We start from the raw sequence: 18,087 nt of genomic DNA on the forward strand, positions 1-18,087 counted from the left end.
GCCGGAGTATAACGCGTGGCGCCTGGGCTTGATCACCAGTCGTAGGTCATCTCCAGCGACGCTACCCGCTCCTGCCCGTAATAGCAGCCAAACGCGTAGTTGCAGTCCGATACGTACTCGCGGTCGAAGATGTTCTGCACATTCAGGCTGGCTTGCAGACCACGAAGGCTGGGATCGAGCTTGGCCAGGTCGTAGCTGACGGTAGCGTCGTACACGGCATAGGCCGGTACATCGAAGGTGTTGGCCGAGTTGCCCGGCTTGCGGCCGGTGTAACGGGCGCCGGCGCCAAAGGTCAGGCCATCGAGCATGGCCTGGGTGAAGTGGTAGTCCACCCACAGCGAGGCAGACACCGGGGCCTGCGACTCGTTGCGGTTGCCCTGGTCGCCATAGGTGCTCTTGGTATAGAACGAGTCGATGTAGGTGGCAGCTGCCAGTACATCGACGTTCTCGATGCTGGATTTGAGTTCCAGCTCCACCCCACGCGAACGCACCTCGCCATTTTGCGACTCGTACTGCGGGTACTCGGTGTCGCCGGTCAGCACGTTTTTCTGCTTCACCTGAAACACCGAAGCCGTGAACAAGGTGCCCTCGAATGGCTGATACTTCAGCCCCACTTCGTACTGCTCGCCTTCGGTGGGCTCGAACGCCTTGCCGCCACGCTCGGGGGCTGCCGTGCCCAAGGTTGGCAAGAACGACTGGGAATAGCTGACATAGGGCGCCAGGCCAAACTCGGTGACATAGGTGAGGCCGATGCGCCCGGTGAACTTGCTGTCACGCTGGGAAGCGATGCTGTGCGCCAACAAGTCCTTGTTGTCGATTTCGGCCCAGTCCTGGCGCCCGCCTACGGTCAGGATCCAGTTGTCCAGCTTGATCTGGTCCTGCAGGTAAACCCCGGTCTGGCGCACGGTATTGTCCCAGCGGGTATCCAGCACCGGGGTGATGCTGCTGGTGTCGAAGTTGTTCTTGCCATAGAGATCGACGGGCAGCACGTTGTAGGCGTTATAGCCATCGTACTTGCGCGTGAAGTGACGGTAGTCCACGCCTGCCAGCGCGGTGTGCTGCAAGGCCCCTGTATTGAACGTGTATTCCAGGTTGTTATCGACGGTGTATGAAATATTGTGCTGGCGCCAGTCGAGCTTCACCCGGTTGGCGCGGGTGTAGTCCACCCCATCGCCCTCTGTCACGAAACTGCGCAGGTAGAAGCCTTTGTAGCGGTCACGGACGTCGGTGTAACGCGCGGTAGAGCGAAATACCAGCTCGTCACTGAAGCGGTGGTTGAAGTCATAGCCGAAGATGTACTGGTTGCGTTTGTAATCGTTGTAATGCGAGTCGCCCGAGAAAAAGTCCCGGTCGATATGCTGGCCTGTCGGGCCGCGCTTGAGCGAACCGATCATCGGTAGCGTCTGGTAGTCGGGCAAGCCATCGTCACGTTGAACCTGAGCGAGCAACGTCAGCGAGGTGTCTTCATTCGGCGCCCAGGTCAGGCTGGGTGCCAGCAACAAGCGTTCGCTGTGGGCATGGGCGACCATCTCGTTGCCTTTGTCGGCAACACCGACCAGGCGATAGGTGAAGACCTTCTGCTCATCCAGCGGGCCGCTGGTATCGAAGGCACCGTTGACCCGGTTGTAGCTACCGGCGCCCAGCTTTACCTGGCTACGTTGCTCGCGGGTCGGGCGCTTGGAAACCATGTTGATCAGCCCGCCTGGCTGGTTTTGCCCGTACAGCACCGAGGATGGGCCTTTGAGCACCTCGATACGCTCCAGCGTGTAGGGGTCGATCTGCGGCGCGCCGCCCAGGCTGCCGGCGTAAGGCAGGTAGGCGCCGTCCAGGTACAACGGGGTCGGGGCAAAGCCGCGGCTGGTGATTTCATCGGCAATGCTGTTGCGGTCGGTAAAGCCACCGGTGGCCAGGCCCGGGGTGTAGCGCAGCGCCTGGGTCAGGTTGCGCGCCCCCTGGGCCTGCACCTGATCGGCGGTGACCACGTTGATGGCCTGGGGGATTTCCAGAATCGGCGTGTCGGTCTTGGTGCCGGTCGCGCTGCGGCTGGCGACATAGCCGCTTACCGGGCCATAGGCGGATTCCACGGCCGCGCCGGTTACGCTGGTGGTATCGAGCTGCAAGGTGGAATCATCACCCACCATTGGCAGCAGCGAGTAACTGCCACTGCCCTGCTTCAGCACCTGCAAGCGGCTGCCAGCCAGCACCTGGCGCAGGCCGGCGTCGGCGCTGTAGCGGCCATGCAGCCCGGGCGACTGCAGCCCCTGTACCGATGACGGCTCGAACGACACCGTCACACCGGCCGTCGAAGCAAACTGCGTAAGTGCCGTGCCAAGTGCGCCAGCGGGTATGTCGAAAAGCGCTTCGGACTGGCTCTGGGCAACGGCAGGTTGGAGGACCATCACCGTTGCCAGCGGTGTTGCCAACGCCACGCTGAACAGCGCGCGATGCACGGCTCGCGCCAGGTTGGCTCTGGTCGAGTTGATGGGGAGAGTACGGTTGTAATCGTTGACAGCGAGCATGCGGTTTCCTTTCGCCCTGCGGCAGTTTTTTCAGTGCGCTTGGTGCGCGTCTACCTACAAGTCGAACGAGAACGAAAATCGATAACCCTACTGGCAAAAAAGTACGGACAAACCTCAGACCGCCTCGACACGCGTCCAGTAACGGCTGAAGCGACGAATACGCACAGGTAACGTGGTGGTGAGGTTTTCCAGGACAATATCGATGTCGCTCAAATGAAACGCCCCGGACAGCCGTAATTCACTGACGGCTTCATCACAGCCCAAGTACCCAGGCCGATACCGCTGCAGCTCGCCCACGACATCGGCGAGGCGCCAGTCATCCACGATCAGCATCGCGCGCGTCCATGCGTCTGCCATCGCCGCCAGCGGTGTCACGTCGCCCGCCTTCCCGGCGCTGAACGCCAGCTGTTGCCCGGCTTCGACCCGCACAGCGGCCACGGCATGTGCGCTGCGCACTTGCACCGCCTGTTGCAGCACGCAAACCCGCGTAAGGTCGTTGTCACAACGCACGATGAAGCGCGTGCCCAGCGCGCGGACACTGCCCTGCCCGGTATGGACGATGAACGGGCGGGACATTGCATCCGATGCTGTCTGCACCAGAATCTCCCCCCGCAACAACTCGAGTGCGCGCCACTGGGCGCCGTAACGAACATCCACCGCTGTGTCGGTGTTCAGTTGCAGTTGGCTGCCATCGTCCAGGCGCAACGAGCGCTGCTCGCCAACGCCCGTGCGCACATCAGCCATCAGCCGTGCAACGCCGCCATCACGCCACACCACGCCCCCTGCCGCGCCCGCCACCAACAGCACCGACAGCACCTTGAGCACCTCACGTCGCTTGGCCCTGGCACTGCTCAAGGTCGGCCGTGCGATACCCGGCGCAACCTGCGCCAGCTTGCCTTGCAAACGTGTCAGCCGCTCCCAGGCCTGCAGGTGCCTCGGGTCACTCAGCAACCAGCGCTGATGCGCCGCTCGCGTGCTCTCATCTGCCTCGCAGCGCAGTTCGACATACCAGCGTGCGGCAGCCTCCAACGTGCTGCGGTCCAATGGCTCAACTCCCGCCACCGCTACACCTCAGCCAGCATCAGGCAGTGGGTAAGTGCCCGCACGGCATGCTTCTTGACGGTGGTCAGTGAAACATCCAGGCGCTGCGCGATTTGCACATAACTCAAGCCATCGAGCTGGGCCATCAGGAAGATCTCGCGGGTGCGTGCGCCCAGGCCATCGAGCAGGCGATCGATCTCCATCAAGGTCTCGATGATCAGCAGGCGCGCCTCAGGCGAAACCTCTACCAGCTCGGGCCGTGCCGCGAGGGTTTCCAGGTAGGCCTGCTCCAGGGCTCGCCGCCGGAACATATCGATCATCAAGCTGCGAGCCACACTGCTCAAGTAGGCCCGTGGCTGCCGCAACTCAGCTGCCTTGCGCAGGGTCAGCACGCGGATGAAGGTGTCCTGGGCCAGGTCGGCGGCATGCTCTACACAGCCGAGCTTGCCGCGCAACCAGCCGCACAGCCAGGAGTGGTGATCCTCGTATAGTGTGTGCACGGCTTTTTGCAGGGAAGGGTCAGCGCAGGGCATGGGGTGAACCGATAAGGGCGTCATTAATAATGACTCTCATTTAACCCGAGTCTTGTCGGACTCCGCAATCGTATCTCGCCATCAGATAGTGTTGCCGTGTTCATCAGCCCTGGCCTACCATTGCGAAATATTCTCATATGAGACCTTGTCGCACAGCGAAAGGATGCCCTGATGTCGCGCCCCGACCCCACCTTCAGCCAGCAAGTCCACACCTACTACAGCGCCCACCACGGCTGGATTCGCGGTTGGCTGTACAAGCGCCTGGGCAATGCCAGCGATGCTGCCGACCTGGCCCACGACGTGTTCGTGCGCCTGCTGAGCAAGCCGCAGCAGTTCCAGACCGAGCAGCACGCGCGCGCCTACCTGAGCACCGTCACCCGCCACCTGTGCATCGATTTCTGGCGCCGTCAGCACCTGCAGCAGGCGTGGCTGGAGGCCTTGGCCGCGCTGCCTGAACCGTTGGCACCCAGCGAAGAGGAGCGTGCACTGGTGTTCGAGGCACTGGAGCAGGTGCAGCGAATGCTCGCACGGCTGCCCGACAAGGTCTGCCAGGCCTTTCTGCTGGCCCATGTACAAGGCCTGGGCTACCGGGACATTGCCCGCCAGCTGCAGGTTTCCGAACGCAGCGTGACCAAGTACATGGCCCAGGCGATGTACCAATGCCTGCTGCTGGAGCTAGACCTGCCATGAACGCCAGCGAGCGCCCCGACCACGCCACCTTGCAGGCAGCCGCCAACTGGTATGCGCAATTGCTTGCCGCCCCGCAAGACCTGCAATTGCAGTTGCGCTGGCATGAATGGCTCGGGACGGCACACGCAAACCAGGTGGCATGGGACCATGTGCAACGCATCAGTCAGCGTTTCTCGCCGCTGAAACTGCAGGCCGACGCTTCGCTGCAGGCACTGGGCAGCGTGCGCCGTACTGACCTCGATCGGCGTCGCGCGGTTGGCCTGCTCGGTTTGCTGTGCGGCACCAGCCTGTTGGCCTTGGCCGGCTGGCGCCTACCTGCCGCCAGGCAACAACTGCTGGCACTCAGTGCCGACCAGCGCACCGCCACCGGCGAAGTGCGCAGCCTGCGCCTGCCGGATGGCGGCCAGCTGTGGCTGAACAGTGCCACCGCGTTGAACATCGACTACCGCGCCAACCTGCGCCGCCTGGAGTTGCTGGCCGGTGAAGTGCTGGTAGAAACCGCCCACGACAGCCGGCCCTTCGTGATCGACACCCGTCACGGCCGCCTGCAAGCGTTGGGCACCCGCTTCAGCGTATGGCAGCGCGACCAGGCCGCGCGCCTGAGCGTGTTCGACGGCGCCGTGCGCCTTCTACCCGCAGATGGCACAGGCAGCCTGGTGGTGGCTGCGGGATGGCAAGCGGACTTCGACCGCCATGGCGCACAACCGCCGCGTGCGGTGGACGAATCGCGCCAGGCCTGGCGCGATGGCCGGCTGTTGGCCAGCGACATCAGCCTGGGCGAATTCAGCGAACAACTGCGTGCCTACCTGCCCGGTCATCTAGGGGTTGACCCACAAGTTCAGGCGCTGCGGGTGATGGGCAACTTCCCGGCCAATGACCCGGAGCGCACCCTGGCCATGCTCGAAAGCGCCCTGCCGATCAAAGTACGCAAGACCCTGCCCTGGTGGTACAGCATCGAGCCGCGCTGAGCCCACCGTTTTTTTGCGCAGAGGTGTTCCGGTTTTACCCCGCTCGTTCGGATTAGCAGATGAACACCCCGCTTCATCTGCCCCCACAAGGAACACCCATGCCCCTGCTCCCGCTTACCCTGCGCCCTCTGCTGCTGGCCCTGCCGTTGCTGGCGGCCACCCCGGTGCTGGCCGACGACGGCCCACGCCGCTACGACCTGCCTGCCGGCCCACTGGCCCAGCAGCTCAACCGCCTGGCCAGTGCGGCCGGTATCTACATCGTCGGCGACGGCGTGCTCAGCCAAGGCAAGGCCAGTGCCCCGCTGCAAGGCGACTTCACCCCCGAACAGGCGCTGGAGCGCATGTTGCTGGGCAGTGGCCTGGTCGCCGTGCCCAGCGGCGAACGCCAGTATCGCCTGCAACCTGCGGCACAAGGCGCAGGCCTGCAACTGGCACCCACCAGCGTCGACGCCCAGCGCGACAGTGCCTACGGCGCCGTGGATGGCTACCTGGCCACCCGCGCCAGCAGCGCCAGCAAGACCGACAGCGCCCTGCTGGAAACCCCCGCCTCGGTGTCGGTGGTGACCCGCGACCGGATCAAGGCCCAAGGTGCGCAAACCGTCACCGAAGCCTTGAGCTACACGGCTGGCGTGCACGCCAACGTGGCCGGCAACAACCCTACCGACAACACCTTGATGGTGCGTGGTTTCCAGCAGATCAACAGCGATGCCTACACCGACGGCCTGCGCAACAACAACATCGGTTACTACGCCCCGGAGCCGTTTGGCCTGGAGCGCATCGAGGTTCTCAAAGGGCCGGCGTCAGTCATCTACGGCCAAGGCGAGCCTGGCGGCATGATCAACCTGGTCTCGAAAAAGCCCCTGTTTGCCGCCCACCATGAAGTCGGCCTGTCGCTCGGCAATCACGACCGCCAGCAACTGAGCCTGGATGTCGGCGACCTGCTCGACAGCCAGGGCACCCTGGCCTACCGCCTGGTGATGCTCGGCCGTGATGCCGACAACGAGATCGACGGTATCAAGGACGACCGCCAATACGTCGCGCCCAGCCTGACCTGGGCACCGAACGAAGACACCAGCCTGACCCTGCTGGCGTCGTACCAGAAGAACACCAACCTGTTCACCTCGAACATGGCCTATTCACTGTTCGACGGCTCCAACCCCAACGGCCGCGTGCCCCGCCACCGTTCGCTCAACGAGCCGGGCTTCGACCGTGAACAATCGGAGATGAACAACCTGGGCTATGAGCTGAGCCATCGCATCAACGACACCTTGAGCTTGCGCCAGAACTTCCGCTACAGCCACCTGCACGGCTACCAGGACCAGCTGTTTCGCAACAGTGGCGTGATCAATGGCAACACCCTGGCCCGCTACTACGAGCTGCGCGATTACAACAGCGATAACTACACCCTGGACAACCAGCTGCTGGCCAATTTCAACACCGGCCCATTGCGCCATGACCTGTTGCTGGGCGCCGACTACCTGCGCGGCCACCGCAGCCAGGACGTGCAGCACGGTGACGCGCCATCGATCAATATCTACAACCCGGTACGCGGTGTAACGATCGACACTTCGCGCTACACCTCGCTGCTGTCCACTGCCCGCGACGATCGTCAGCTCGGGCTGTACCTGCAGGACCAGTTGCACCTCGACAATTGGGTCGCCACGCTGGGCGTGCGTCACGACTGGGCGCGCCAGGACAGCACCAACCGCATCAATGGCAGCCACCAGGTGATCACCGACGAGGCCACCACCGCCCGCGCATCGTTCGGCTACAGCTTCGACATGGGCCTGTTCCCCTACGTGAGCTACAGCGAGTCGTTCAAGCTGGCCAGCGGCAACAGCTTCGACGGCTCCCCGTTCGAACCGGAAACCGCCAAGCAGTATGAAGTGGGCATCAAGTACCAACCGCCAGGCAGCGAAAACTACATCACCGTGGCAGCCTTCGACCTGCGCCGGCAGAACGTGGCCACGACCGATGTCGAGCACCCGGGCTTCAGCGTACAGCAGGGTGAGGTGACCTCGCGCGGGGTCGAGCTGGAAGGCGTGGCCAAGCCGCTGCCGGGGCTGAACCTGATCACCGCGTACACCTACAACGATGTCGAGGTCACCAAGGACAACCCGAATGCGCTGGGTGTCAGCAACAAGGGCAATGCACCGGTGCGGGTCCCGCGTCATCTGGCCTCGCTGTGGGTCGACTACACCCTACAGGGCGGGCCATTGGCCGGGCTTGGCGGCGGCCTGGGCGTGCGCTACACCGGCGCCACCTATGGCGATGCGCAGAACAGCTTCGAAGTGCCCGGCTACACCTTGGTCGACGCCATGCTGTCTTATGACTTCGGCAAGGCCAGCAACGGCCTGCAGGGCTTGTCGGCCCAGCTCAACGTGAAGAACCTGACCGACAAGTACTACGTGGCCGGCTGCTTCGCCACTGTGGCCTGCCTGCTGGGAACGGGGCGCACCGTAACCGCCGACCTGACCTATCGCTGGTAGCAGGGTGTGCCGCTAAACCTGTAGGAGCGGGCTTGCCCGCGATGGGCTGCGCAGCAGCCCCAATACAGGCAATTCAGGCCTTCGACAATTCGCCAATCTTCTCCAGCCGCGCCCGCACGATGTTGCGGCTGATGTTGAGCAAGCGCCCCGTCTGCAACTGGTTGCCGTGGCAATAGCGATAAGCCGCCCGGAACACCGTTTCCTCGATATGTTCATACAGGTTCGGCACATTCTGCTCGAACAGCGCCAGCAACGCGCTTTCCAGGTCCGGCGGTGCCGCAAGGGCTGCCGGCAAGTGCGCATGCCCCACAGGCGCCGCCACCTGTGGCCGCATATCGACCAAGTGCAAGTCCGCCGGTGCCACCACCTGATACCGGCACACCAGCAACGCATGGTGAATGGCGTTTTCCAACTCACGAATGTTGCCCGGCCAACTATGCGCCAGCAATTTACGCTCGGCATCCGGGCTCAACGAGGCACGCTCGTAACCCAGGCGCCGGCAGTGTTCCTCGATGAAGAATTCCGCCAGCGGCAAGATGTCCCCCGGCCGCTCACGCAACGGCGGCAAGCGAATCGTGGCGACATGCAGGCGGTAGAACAGGTCTTCACGAAAGTGCCCCGCCACCACCGCATCGGCCAGGTTCACGTTGGTCGCCGCCACCAGCCGCACGTTGATCGGGATTGGTGTGCGTGAGCCCAGGCGCACCACTTCTCGCTCCTGCAACACCCGTAGCAACTTCACCTGCATGTTCAGCGGCAGGTCGCCGATTTCATCGAGGAACAAGGTGCCGCCATTGGCCGCTTCGAACCAGCCGGCCTTGTTGCTGGTGGCCCCGGTGAACGCACCTTTTTCATGGCCGAACAGCTCGCTTTCCACCAGGGTTTCGGCAAAGGCACCGCAGTTCACCGCCACGAATGGCTCACGCCCACGGCGGCTGAGGTGGTGGATATGACGGGCGACCAGCTCTTTGCCGGTGCCGGTTTCGCCGATGATCAGGGTGTTGGCCTCGCTGGGCGCCAGACGCTCGATGCGGCTGAGCAGTTCCTGGGAGCGCGGGTCCTTGAACACGAGCACGGTGGCACGCACCGACTTGGTCAGCTCGCGGGCATTGGGGTGGGTGATCAGCGACATAGGGGCATTCCTGGCAGTTGACGCGCAGGCCCATAGTGCATGAAACAAATTAGATCAAAAAATTATTAATTAGTATTTAGATATTCGAATTAGGAATATTTGATTTTCCAACAATCCACTGCTGCCACAGCAGCAACCCGCCAGCACTCGCCTGCCCGCCGATCAGCAGGCCCGGCCCGCCATACGCTACCTGATTTTGATTGAAAACCCCGCCACGCTTGGCCTGTAGCCAGTTTTCGAATGGCTGGCATGCATTTCGCTCCTGGCCTGTAGAACCTTTGCCTGGAGCTGCACATGAACAATCCCTGGCGTCATGCCCTCACCCTGCTGGGCGGCCTCTTCCTCAGCCTGGCTGCGCTGGCAGCCGAGCCACCGGCGGCGGTGCGCATCGCCATCGTCGCCTTCACCCAGGGCGGTGCGCCGGTGTTCGGCGGCATCCCCGGGCGGGTGATCGAGGAAGGCTGGCTGGAGCAGCAACTGGCCGCTCGCGGCGTGAAACTGCAATGGACCGCCCTGCCCCACGCCGGCGCCGGGCCGCAGATCAACGAAGGCTTCAGCAACGACAGCCTGGACTTCGCCGTGCGTGGCGACCTGCCCTCGGTCATCGCCGGGGCCGGCCAGGTGCCGGGCAAGCTGGTGGTGCCTGGCGGCAGTGGCAACAACATCTACCTGGTGGTGCCGAGCGATTCCACTGTGCGCAGCATCCAGGACCTCAAGGGCAAACGCCTGGCCCTGCACCGTGGGCGCCCCTGGGAGTTCGCCTTCAGCAACTTCCTCGACAGCCAAGGCCTGAAACTGAGCGACTTCAAGATCGCCAACCTCAACCCGCAAGTGGGCGCCGCTGCGGTGTCCGCCGGCAAGGTCGATGCCGCCGTGTTGCTCAACGAAGCCTACGCCCTGGAAGACAAAGGCGTGGCGCGCATTCTCTGGTCGACCAAGCAAGGCGCCAACGACTGGCGGCTGGTCTCGGACCTGTGGGGCACCGACCGCTTCGTGCAGCAGCACGCCGACCTGACGCAGCTGGTGGCCACCGCCTGGGTGCGCGCGGCCTGGTGGATCTCCCAGGAGCAGAACCGCGACGCCTACTACGCGCTGTCATCGCGTGCCGGGGTCAGTGAAAGCGTGCTGCGCCGTGACGACCAGGACGACCCGGTGGCATGGAAAGCGCGCTGGGCGCCAAAAAGCGATGCCCAGCTCAAAGCCCACTACGACGCCCTGGGCCAGTACGCACTGGCCAACCGGCTGATTCGCACGCCCTACGACATTAACAGCGACCTGGCTACCGGCTTTACCCGCCAGGCGTTGATCGACCTGCAATTGACCCACTACTGGCCGTCCCTCGACACCCAGATCAGCCAACAACCTTGAGAGCCTTACCCATGAAACTGCCTGCTTCGCTCGTCTTCGGCCTTAGCGCCCTGGCCCTGTCCATCGGCGCCATGGCCGCCGAAACCTACGCACCAAAACCCGACCCGCAACAGGGCGATGGCCGTGTGTCGGCGTTCTACACCTGGACCAAGGCCATCCCTGCCACGCCCGGCAAACTGCTGCGCAGCGAACCGCTGGAGCAGGCGCTGAGCCTGCCCAATGCGGCCAGCGCACAACGCATCCTGTACACCTCGCTGGATGGTATCGACGGCAAGACCCCGGTCGTGGTCTCCGGCGCGTTGTTCATCCCCAAAGGCAAGGCACCCGCGGGCGGCTGGCCGGTCGCCAGCTGGGGCCACGGCACCGTCGGCGTGGCGGATATCTGCGCGCCGTCCTGGGCCGGGCGCAGCTACCGCGACGTGCAATACCTCAACCGCTGGCTGGATGAAGGCTATGCCATCGTCGCCACCGACTACCAAGGCCTGGGTGTACCGGGCGGCCACCCACTGCTGAACAATCGCATGGCCGCCTACGGCATCCTCGATGCGGCCAAGGCCGTGGTCGCCGGCGTACCTGGGCTGGCGGACAAAGTGTTGATCATTGGCCAGTCCCAAGGCGGCGCCGGGGCCTTCGCCGCCGGGGCCTATGCGGCGACTTATGCGCCCAAGCTGGGCGTCAAGGGCAGTATCGGCACCGGGGTGATCTACACCGTGGGTTCGAAGAATGTCGGCGAACAGGACCAGGACAAGGTCGACCCGGCCCTGGCCTACGGCTTCTACACCCTGCTCGCCGCGCAGCAGTATGACCCGAGCATCGACCCGCGCGACTTCTACACCGACAAGGCCCTGCCGCTGTTCGAGCAGGCGCGCACCAGTTGCCTGTCAGCATTGGTCAGCGACGTGGTGGCTACCGGCCTGACCCCGGCAAACGCCAAGAAAGACTACCAGGGCGACAAGCTCAAGCCATGGCTGGCACAGGTGTCGTACCCGACCTTGAAACTGGCCCAACCGATCTTCATCGGCACCGGCGCCGAGGACAAGACCCCCGCCGCCGCCACCCAAGTCGCGTTGATGCAGGACGCCTGCAAGGCCGGCTCGGTGGTGCAGGGTCACCTGTACAAGGGCCTGGGCCATAGCGAGACGGTGAATGCTTCGCTGAAGGACTCCATCCCCTTCGCCCGCCAGGTCATCAACGGCCAACCGGTCACCCCTAATTGCAGCCCAAGCGTCCAGTAAGGAGGCCAGCCCATGAGCATCGAATTCTTCACCCGCCTGCCCCTGCATGGCGAAACCCAGTTCCTTCCCGGCGACCCGCGCAACCGCGGCGACTGGCACGCGGGCGGGCCCAGCACCGGTGCAGTGTCGGGGTTTGCCGTGGGTGATCACTTCACCTACATCGACTACCTCGGGCAAATCGCCCGCGCCGCTGAAATAAACGGTTTTGGCGGCGCGCTGATGGTCAACGCCCCCACCGGCGAAGAGCCGTGGACGGTGTGCTCGCTGCTGGCCCGTGAAACCCGCACGCTGAAGTTCGTCACCGCGTTCCAGCCCTATCACTACACCCCATGGGTAGCCGTGCAGCAGGCCGCCACCTACCAGCGCGCCACCGGCAACCGCCTGGTGTGGAACATCATCAATGGCGGCTCGGATGCCATCCAGCGCCAGGTTGGCGACTTCGAGGACCATGACCAGCGCTACGCCCGTGCCACCGAGTTCATGGACGTGGTACGCGGCTATTGGCACAACGAGCAGTTCCACTACCAAGGCACCTACTACCGTGCCGAAGGCGGTGGCCTGCGCGGCCCGCTGAAAAAGGCCGAGCTACCGCTGATCTGCACGGCCGGCTCATCGGTGGCCGCGCGGGAGTTCGCCGCCAAGCACGCCGACTTCTACCTGATGCGCGCCGAGCACCCGGACGAGATTGCCGCACTGATCGCCGATATTCGCACCCGCGCGCTGAAGTGGGGCCGCACCGATATTCGCTTTGGCCTGTCCATCGACGTGATCGCCCGCGATACCGAAGAGGCGGCGCTGGCCGAGGCCAAGCGCTTCTTCGACGAAGGCGTGGCCAAGGGCACGGTCAAGGCCCGCGCAGCCCATGCTGGCCTGCGCACGGCACGCAAACTGAGCTATGAGCACGACTACAACGACAAGGACGAGCAACAGGCCTTCGACGATTTCTTCATCCACCCCAATGTGTGGACCGGCTTCGGCTACATCGGCATCCCGCCCGGCTGCGCGTTGGTGGGCAGCTACGCCAACGTGGTGGCGCGCATCCGCGAGTACCACGGCATCGGTATCGATCTGTTCTTCCTGGCCGGCTACCCGCACCTGGAAGAAGCCTACCGCATCGGCGAGCACATCCTGCCGCACTTTCGTGACCAGCGCGCAGCCCTTGCCCGCCCGCTAGCCGAACCCGTGCAACTGCACGCCAGCAACGGAGCCTGACGCCATGGCCAGGGACGGTTACCCACTAAGCCGGCGCAGCTTCCTTGGCCACGCCGGCGTGCTGGCCGGCGGGTTGCTGGCCGGCTGCGGCCCCACCGACAGCCCGACCCATGCCGTGGCCGACCAGCCACGCCATGGCGGGCGCTTGCGCCTGGGCATCATCGACGGCAACCAGAGCGGCAACCTCGACGCCCACAAGCCCATCGGCAGCGGCATCGTGCGTGGCTTTGCCCTGTACAGCAAACTGTGGGAATGGGACGAGCAGATGCAGCCGCGCCTGGCCCTGGCCGAGTTCGCCGAGCCCAATGCCGACGCCAGCAGTTGGACCTTGCGCCTGAAGCCTGGGCTGGAGTTCCACCACGGCAAGACCATCGACGCCGACGACCTGATCTTCTCCATCCGCCGTCTCACCGACCCGCAGCTGGCCTCGCCCTACGCAGCACTGCTGCACTGGGTGGACCGCGACAACCTGGTGAAGCTGGATGAGCGTACCGTGCGCCTGGGCTTTCGCGAGGGGCGCAGCTACCTGCCGCTGCCGGAGACCTGGGTCAACTTCGGCGGCATCGTGCCGGTGGACTACCACCCGGTCACCAACCCGGTCGGTGCCGGGCCGTACAAACTGAAAAGCTTCACCCCAGGCCAGCGCTCGCTGTTCACCCGCTTCGACAACTACTACAAACCCGGCAAGCCGTATGCCGATGAATTGGAGATCATCGATTTCAAGGACCAGACCGGCCGCCTGGCGGCATTGCGTGCCGGGCAAATCGACATGGCCAACGTCATGTCCACCGAGCACCTGCAGGTGCTGCAGGCCGACCCACGGCTGCGCCTGCTGAAGTCGGTGAGCGGCAACTGGCTGTCGTTCGACATGAACACCGCCAAGGCGCCGTTCGACGACCCGCGCGTGCGCGAGGCGTTCCGCCTGCTGGCCGACCGTGACGAGCTGGTACGCCGAGCGCTGAATGGCCAGGGCCGGGTGGCCAACGACCTGTATGCACCGTTCGACCCCACCTTCGACCACAGCATCGGGCCGCGCCCCCATGACCCACAGCGCGCAGCACAGTTGCTGCGCGAAGCCGGCCATGAACAGTTGCAGGTGGAGCTGGTGACCACCGCTGGGCCAGGGCTGGCTTCGGCCCTGGTACTGGCCGAGCAGGCCCGGCGCATCGGCGTGACCCTCAATGTGCGCCAGGTCGACCTGGCCACCTTCCAGGGCCCACAACGTGACGATTGGACCTTGAGCACCGGTGGCAGCATCGGTGCGCCGTTCCTGGCCAGCGCGATTCACACCGATGCGCCATTCGCCGTGTCCAACAAGACCCACTTCAATGACCCCGAATTCAGTCAGGCCTTTCTCGCCGCCATGGCCCAGCCGGACCTGGAGAAGCGCAAGGCCCTGGTGCACCAGGCGCAACGCATTCAGTACGAACGCGGCGGCATGCTGATCTGGGGCTTTGCGGACCTGCTCGACAGCGTCAATACCCGCGTGGGTGGCGCACAGGCCGAGCAGTCGCTGTTCAGTACCTGGCGGTTCGAGAGCCTGTGGCTGAAAGCCTGACCGCCAGGACTGCACAGTCCTCTGTGGGAGCGGGCTTGCCCGCGAACCAGGGCGAAGCCCTGGCCATGCACCGGGGTGGATTCTTCGCGGGCAAGCCCGCTCCCACAGCGCCCCGCATCAACCCATAACCGCAGGCGCGGCTGCGCCCTCGTTTTTCCCACTTCCTTACTCTTGCACGAGGCCCAGCCAATGCCCCGCGTCACCTTGCTGCACCCTAAATTCCAGCCCAGCGCCCTGGCACTGGCCATACTGACCGCCGGCGCGCCACTGGCCTACGCCGAAGACACCCAGCTGCAAACCGTCACCGTGCAGGCCGAACAGACCGATGACGACGCCCTGCCCACCCGCCCGCCCGCCTCGATCTATGGCGGCTTGGAAGCCAAGGTGCTCGACACCCCGCGCTCGGTCACCCAGATCAACGCCGAACAACTGGCCAACGACCCGATCCGCAGCTCGGACGACCTAGTCAAGTACGCGCCCGGCATCACCCGCGGCGGCGGCCAGAACGCCGGCATCGCGCCGCAGATGCGCGGGCAGAACACCGAGGTGTTTCAGGATGGCCAGCGCGCCTATGGCGTGCGCCACCCGGCCAACTTCAACGCCTACGAAGGCGCCGACATCGTCGCCGGGCCGTCTTCGGTGACCTACGGTTCGGTCAGCGGCAGTGGCGGCTACGTCAACTACCTGAGCAAAAAGCCCGATTTCAACCAATTCCGCACCAAGCTCAGCGGCGAAATCGGCAGCTGGATACCCGACGGTGAATCGCGCGATGCCAGCAAATTCAGCATCGACAACACCGGCCCACTCACCGACAACCTGGCTTACCGGGTGAGCATCACCCGCCAGCGCCAGGAAGACTTCTACGACAACGTCGAGAACAACTTCGACGCCTTCTATGGCGCCCTCGCCTGGCGCAACGACAATGTGCGGGTCGACTGGAACGCCGCCTACGACGACTACTACGACTACAACATCACCCATGGCTGGAACCGCGCCACCCAGGACCTGGTCGATCACGGCAAGTACTACGCCGGCCGCGCCACGCCGATCATTCAGAACGGCAATAGCTTGTGGTCACCCGTGCTGTCGTCCGGCGCTGCGGACGCCCAGGTGCTTGGCTGGGTGCAGCGCCAGCGCAATGCCCAGGGCCAGTACCAGGTGGTAGACGGCAGCTTCCAGGGCGCCTCGCCCAACACCCAGGCGAACCCCGGCAGCCTGCGCGGCTGGGTCTACGACCCGTCGCTTGCAGGTAACGGCCTGACTTCGCTGTCATCGCAGACCGGCCAGCGCGCGCAGGATGAAAACCGCTCGCGGCGCTTCACCACGCAACTGCGCGTCGAAGGCGACCTGACCCCGTCGATCACCCTGGCCAACAGCACCTTCTACCAACATTCCACCGACACCACCGACGCCGTCGGCGCGTTCCAGGTGCAGGGCAAGGACGACATCTTCGACAACCGCTTCGAGTTCCGCGCCCGTGGCCAATGGCAGCTGGGCAATCTGACCCTGGTCGACGACAGCAACAGCGGGCTGATCTACCGCCGCGAGCGCAACGAGTCGATCGCCGCCAACAATAGCTTCGGCAGCACCATCAACGCCTATGACCTGACCCTCGACCCGACCTTGAAAAACCCCGGCGACCTGCTCGGCCTGAGCGGGCGCAACCCCGCCGGTGGCAACGCTGCCTGGATCGGCCAAGCCGGCGTGCCGCAGTTCTCCAACTACTACGGCTGGCTCAACCTGCCGGCCATGTACCCGGCCGGGCATGGCCTGTATGCCGAGTCGGTAGCGCCGTACACCGCCGACAGCACCTGGACCACCAAGACCCTGTTCAGCCAGCACAACCTGCGCCTGGGCGAACGCGTGGGCCTGAACGTCGGTGCCAGCCGCAGCTGGATCGACGCGCGCATCGAAAACCCCTTCGTGCTGCCCGGCGGCAACCCGCGCAAGGACGCGAACAACTACCGGTTGTTCTCGGTGCAGGTCAGTCCCTATTTCAAACCCACGGACAACAGCACGCTGTATTACACCTTCGACCGCTCGCTGGCGGTGAATACCGGCTTCTTCACCAACGGCCTGGGCTGGGGCAGCGGCACCGGGGCCAACCAGCTCAACCCATTGGCCTTCGACAGCCTGAGCGTGTTGCATGAGGTGGGCGCAAAGGTGGAAGCGGTGCCTGACCAGCTGTTCCTTACCCTGGCAGCCTACCGCCAGGCCCGCGACCAGGCGCCGGACAGCAACAACAACATTGCCCGGCTGATCGTCAAAGGCTGGGAAGCGACCCTGCGCTACCAGGATCAGCACCTGCGCGGCGGCCTCAACCTCAGCCGCATCAGCGCCTACAACGAGTTCACCAGCCAAGCCGGGTTTGCTTCGGCGGGGTTCATCCCCGACAACGGCACCGTATTCGGCGACAACAACAGCCTCAACCAGCGCCCGTCCGGCAAGTTCGATGCCGTGCAGATCCCCGAATACAACGCTGGCGGCTATGTCGACTACCGCTTCGATTCTGGGTTTGGCGTCGAGCTTTCCGGCTGGTGGACCAGCAGCTGGTACCTGAACCTGAGCAAGACGGTGAAAGTGCCCGACGAATACAACCTCGACCTCGCCGTGTACTACCGCCAACCGCAGTGGGGTGTAACGGTGCGCATGCTCAACGTCACCGACGAGCTTAATTTCGTCAGCGGCCTGGCCGGTTCCACCAACACCTTCCTGCAACCGATGCCGGGCCGCACGCTGCTGGCCCAGGTCGATTACCAGTTCTAACCCCTTCTCAACCGGCATGGCTTGGGTTGCGCGGTGCCTGTGAGATCGAGCGCCGCCCGCGCGGCGCATCGCGAGCGAAGCTCGCTCCTACATTTGTTTCGGGCCAATTATGCCTGTGACATGGGCGCGCGGCCCCTTGGTGCCCACCTCGATATCGCGTCGCACGAACAAGGCGGTCGCGCGCGCCTGCCACAGGCGATACTGGCCAAAAACAAACGTAGGAGCGAGCTTCGCTCGCGATGCGCCGCGCGGGCGGCGCTCGATCTCACAGGCGCCAAACACCCCAAGCCATGCACGCGAGGACGTGCGGCGGCAGGGTCGGTTTGTGGGGTGAGGATGGGGGGTATGGTTTGGGGTTGCGTCTGGGTTGCCAGGGGCATGACTTGAGGTGTTTGTCGCCTGTGAGACCGAGCGCCGCCCGCGCGGCGCATCGCGAGCGAAGCTCGCTCCTACATTTGTTTCGGGCCAATTATGCCTGTGAGATTTGCGCGCGAACGCCTTGGCGCATGGCACGATATTGCGTCGTACAAACAGGGCGGTCGCGCGCGCCTGCCACAGGCGATACTGGCCCGAAAC

General features: G+C 64.3%; 12 protein-coding genes. 8 read left to right on the plus strand and 4 right to left on the minus strand.

Translation table 11 applies throughout. The features are described from left to right. Positions 1 to 32 precede the first annotated feature (32 nt). The 3 genes from ACNFBR_RS09905 to ACNFBR_RS09915 all read right to left on the minus strand — a co-directional run bounded on the left by ACNFBR_RS09905 (position 33) and on the right by ACNFBR_RS09915 (position 4,093). Positions 33 to 2,519 (minus strand): TonB-dependent siderophore receptor, encoded by a 2,487-nt coding sequence (locus ACNFBR_RS09905; RefSeq protein ID WP_416734756.1) that lies wholly within the window; start codon positions 2,517 to 2,519, stop codon positions 33 to 35. Between the two features lie 114 nt (positions 2,520 to 2,633). After that, on the minus strand, positions 2,634 to 3,581 hold the full coding sequence (locus ACNFBR_RS09910) for a FecR domain-containing protein (protein ID WP_416734757.1): 948 nt from the start codon (positions 3,579 to 3,581) through the stop codon (positions 2,634 to 2,636). Positions 3,582 to 3,583: 2 nt separating this feature from the next. Further along, complete coding sequence (locus ACNFBR_RS09915; RefSeq protein ID WP_416734758.1) at positions 3,584 to 4,093, minus strand: sigma-70 family RNA polymerase sigma factor; 510 nt, start codon at positions 4,091 to 4,093, stop codon at positions 3,584 to 3,586. A 171-nt stretch (positions 4,094 to 4,264) separates the two neighbouring features. On the opposite strand from ACNFBR_RS09915, the gene ACNFBR_RS09920 reads away from it, so the two are divergent. From ACNFBR_RS09920 to ACNFBR_RS09930, 3 genes are all read left to right on the plus strand, one after another. Beyond that, positions 4,265 to 4,783, plus strand: a complete 519-nt coding sequence (locus ACNFBR_RS09920) for a sigma-70 family RNA polymerase sigma factor (RefSeq protein WP_416734759.1) — start codon at positions 4,265 to 4,267, stop codon at positions 4,781 to 4,783. Then, positions 4,780 to 5,751 carry a FecR family protein gene (locus tag ACNFBR_RS09925; RefSeq protein WP_416734760.1) on the plus strand — a complete coding sequence of 324 codons (972 nt, stop codon included), beginning with the start codon at positions 4,780 to 4,782 and terminating at the stop codon, positions 5,749 to 5,751. The genes ACNFBR_RS09920 and ACNFBR_RS09925 overlap by 4 nt, the downstream gene beginning before the upstream one ends. A gap of 98 nt (positions 5,752 to 5,849) precedes the next feature. After that, positions 5,850 to 8,240: a TonB-dependent siderophore receptor gene (locus ACNFBR_RS09930; protein WP_416734761.1), complete on the plus strand. Its 2,391-nt coding sequence runs from the start codon at positions 5,850 to 5,852 to the stop codon at positions 8,238 to 8,240. Between the two features lie 73 nt (positions 8,241 to 8,313). On the opposite strand, the gene ACNFBR_RS09935 is transcribed toward ACNFBR_RS09930, so the two are convergent. Beyond that, positions 8,314 to 9,372, minus strand: coding sequence for a sigma-54 interaction domain-containing protein (locus tag ACNFBR_RS09935; protein ID WP_416734762.1), 1,059 nt, complete (start codon positions 9,370 to 9,372; stop codon positions 8,314 to 8,316). Positions 9,373 to 9,666: 294 nt separating this feature from the next. Between ACNFBR_RS09935 and ACNFBR_RS09940 the strand changes: the two genes are divergently transcribed. The 5 genes from ACNFBR_RS09940 to ACNFBR_RS09960 all read left to right on the plus strand — a co-directional run bounded on the left by ACNFBR_RS09940 (position 9,667) and on the right by ACNFBR_RS09960 (position 17,511). Beyond that, entirely contained in the window at positions 9,667 to 10,740 is a 1,074-nt protein-coding gene (locus ACNFBR_RS09940; protein ID WP_416734763.1) for an ABC transporter substrate-binding protein, read from the plus strand. A gap of 11 nt (positions 10,741 to 10,751) precedes the next feature. Next, complete coding sequence (locus ACNFBR_RS09945; protein ID WP_416734764.1) at positions 10,752 to 11,975, plus strand: lipase family protein; 1,224 nt, start codon at positions 10,752 to 10,754, stop codon at positions 11,973 to 11,975. Positions 11,976 to 11,987: 12 nt separating this feature from the next. Beyond that, positions 11,988 to 13,187, plus strand: coding sequence for an LLM class flavin-dependent oxidoreductase (locus tag ACNFBR_RS09950; RefSeq protein ID WP_416734765.1), 1,200 nt, complete (start codon positions 11,988 to 11,990; stop codon positions 13,185 to 13,187). A gap of 4 nt (positions 13,188 to 13,191) precedes the next feature. After that, positions 13,192 to 14,745, plus strand: a complete 1,554-nt coding sequence (locus ACNFBR_RS09955) for an ABC transporter substrate-binding protein (RefSeq protein WP_416734766.1) — start codon at positions 13,192 to 13,194, stop codon at positions 14,743 to 14,745. A gap of 189 nt (positions 14,746 to 14,934) precedes the next feature. Beyond that, a complete protein-coding gene (locus ACNFBR_RS09960; RefSeq protein WP_416734767.1) occupies positions 14,935 to 17,511 on the plus strand; it encodes a TonB-dependent receptor plug domain-containing protein in 2,577 nt (858 codons plus the stop codon). Positions 17,512 to 18,087 lie beyond the last annotated feature (576 nt).

The organism is Pseudomonas sp. NY11955 (assembly GCF_048068035.1).
Lineage (GTDB): Bacteria > Pseudomonadota > Gammaproteobacteria > Pseudomonadales > Pseudomonadaceae > Aquipseudomonas.

What these genes read in the sequence shown, in the direction of transcription:
- ACNFBR_RS09935 (WP_416734762.1), bottom strand. Translation starts at nt 9,372, where the DNA reads ATGTCGCTGATCACCCACCCCAATGCCCGCGAGCTGACCAAGTCGGTG.
- ACNFBR_RS09945 (WP_416734764.1), top strand. Translation starts at nt 10,752, where the DNA reads ATGAAACTGCCTGCTTCGCTCGTCTTCGGCCTTAGCGCCCTGGCCCTG.
- ACNFBR_RS09930 (WP_416734761.1), top strand. Translation starts at nt 5,850, where the DNA reads ATGCCCCTGCTCCCGCTTACCCTGCGCCCTCTGCTGCTGGCCCTGCCG.
- ACNFBR_RS09950 (WP_416734765.1), top strand. Translation starts at nt 11,988, where the DNA reads ATGAGCATCGAATTCTTCACCCGCCTGCCCCTGCATGGCGAAACCCAG.
- ACNFBR_RS09955 (WP_416734766.1), top strand. Translation starts at nt 13,192, where the DNA reads ATGGCCAGGGACGGTTACCCACTAAGCCGGCGCAGCTTCCTTGGCCAC.
- ACNFBR_RS09925 (WP_416734760.1), top strand. Translation starts at nt 4,780, where the DNA reads ATGAACGCCAGCGAGCGCCCCGACCACGCCACCTTGCAGGCAGCCGCC.
- ACNFBR_RS09920 (WP_416734759.1), top strand. Translation starts at nt 4,265, where the DNA reads ATGTCGCGCCCCGACCCCACCTTCAGCCAGCAAGTCCACACCTACTAC.
- ACNFBR_RS09960 (WP_416734767.1), top strand. Translation starts at nt 14,935, where the DNA reads ATGCCCCGCGTCACCTTGCTGCACCCTAAATTCCAGCCCAGCGCCCTG.
- ACNFBR_RS09905 (WP_416734756.1), bottom strand. Translation starts at nt 2,519, where the DNA reads ATGCTCGCTGTCAACGATTACAACCGTACTCTCCCCATCAACTCGACC.
- ACNFBR_RS09940 (WP_416734763.1), top strand. Translation starts at nt 9,667, where the DNA reads ATGAACAATCCCTGGCGTCATGCCCTCACCCTGCTGGGCGGCCTCTTC.
- ACNFBR_RS09915 (WP_416734758.1), bottom strand. Translation starts at nt 4,093, where the DNA reads ATGCCCTGCGCTGACCCTTCCCTGCAAAAAGCCGTGCACACACTATAC.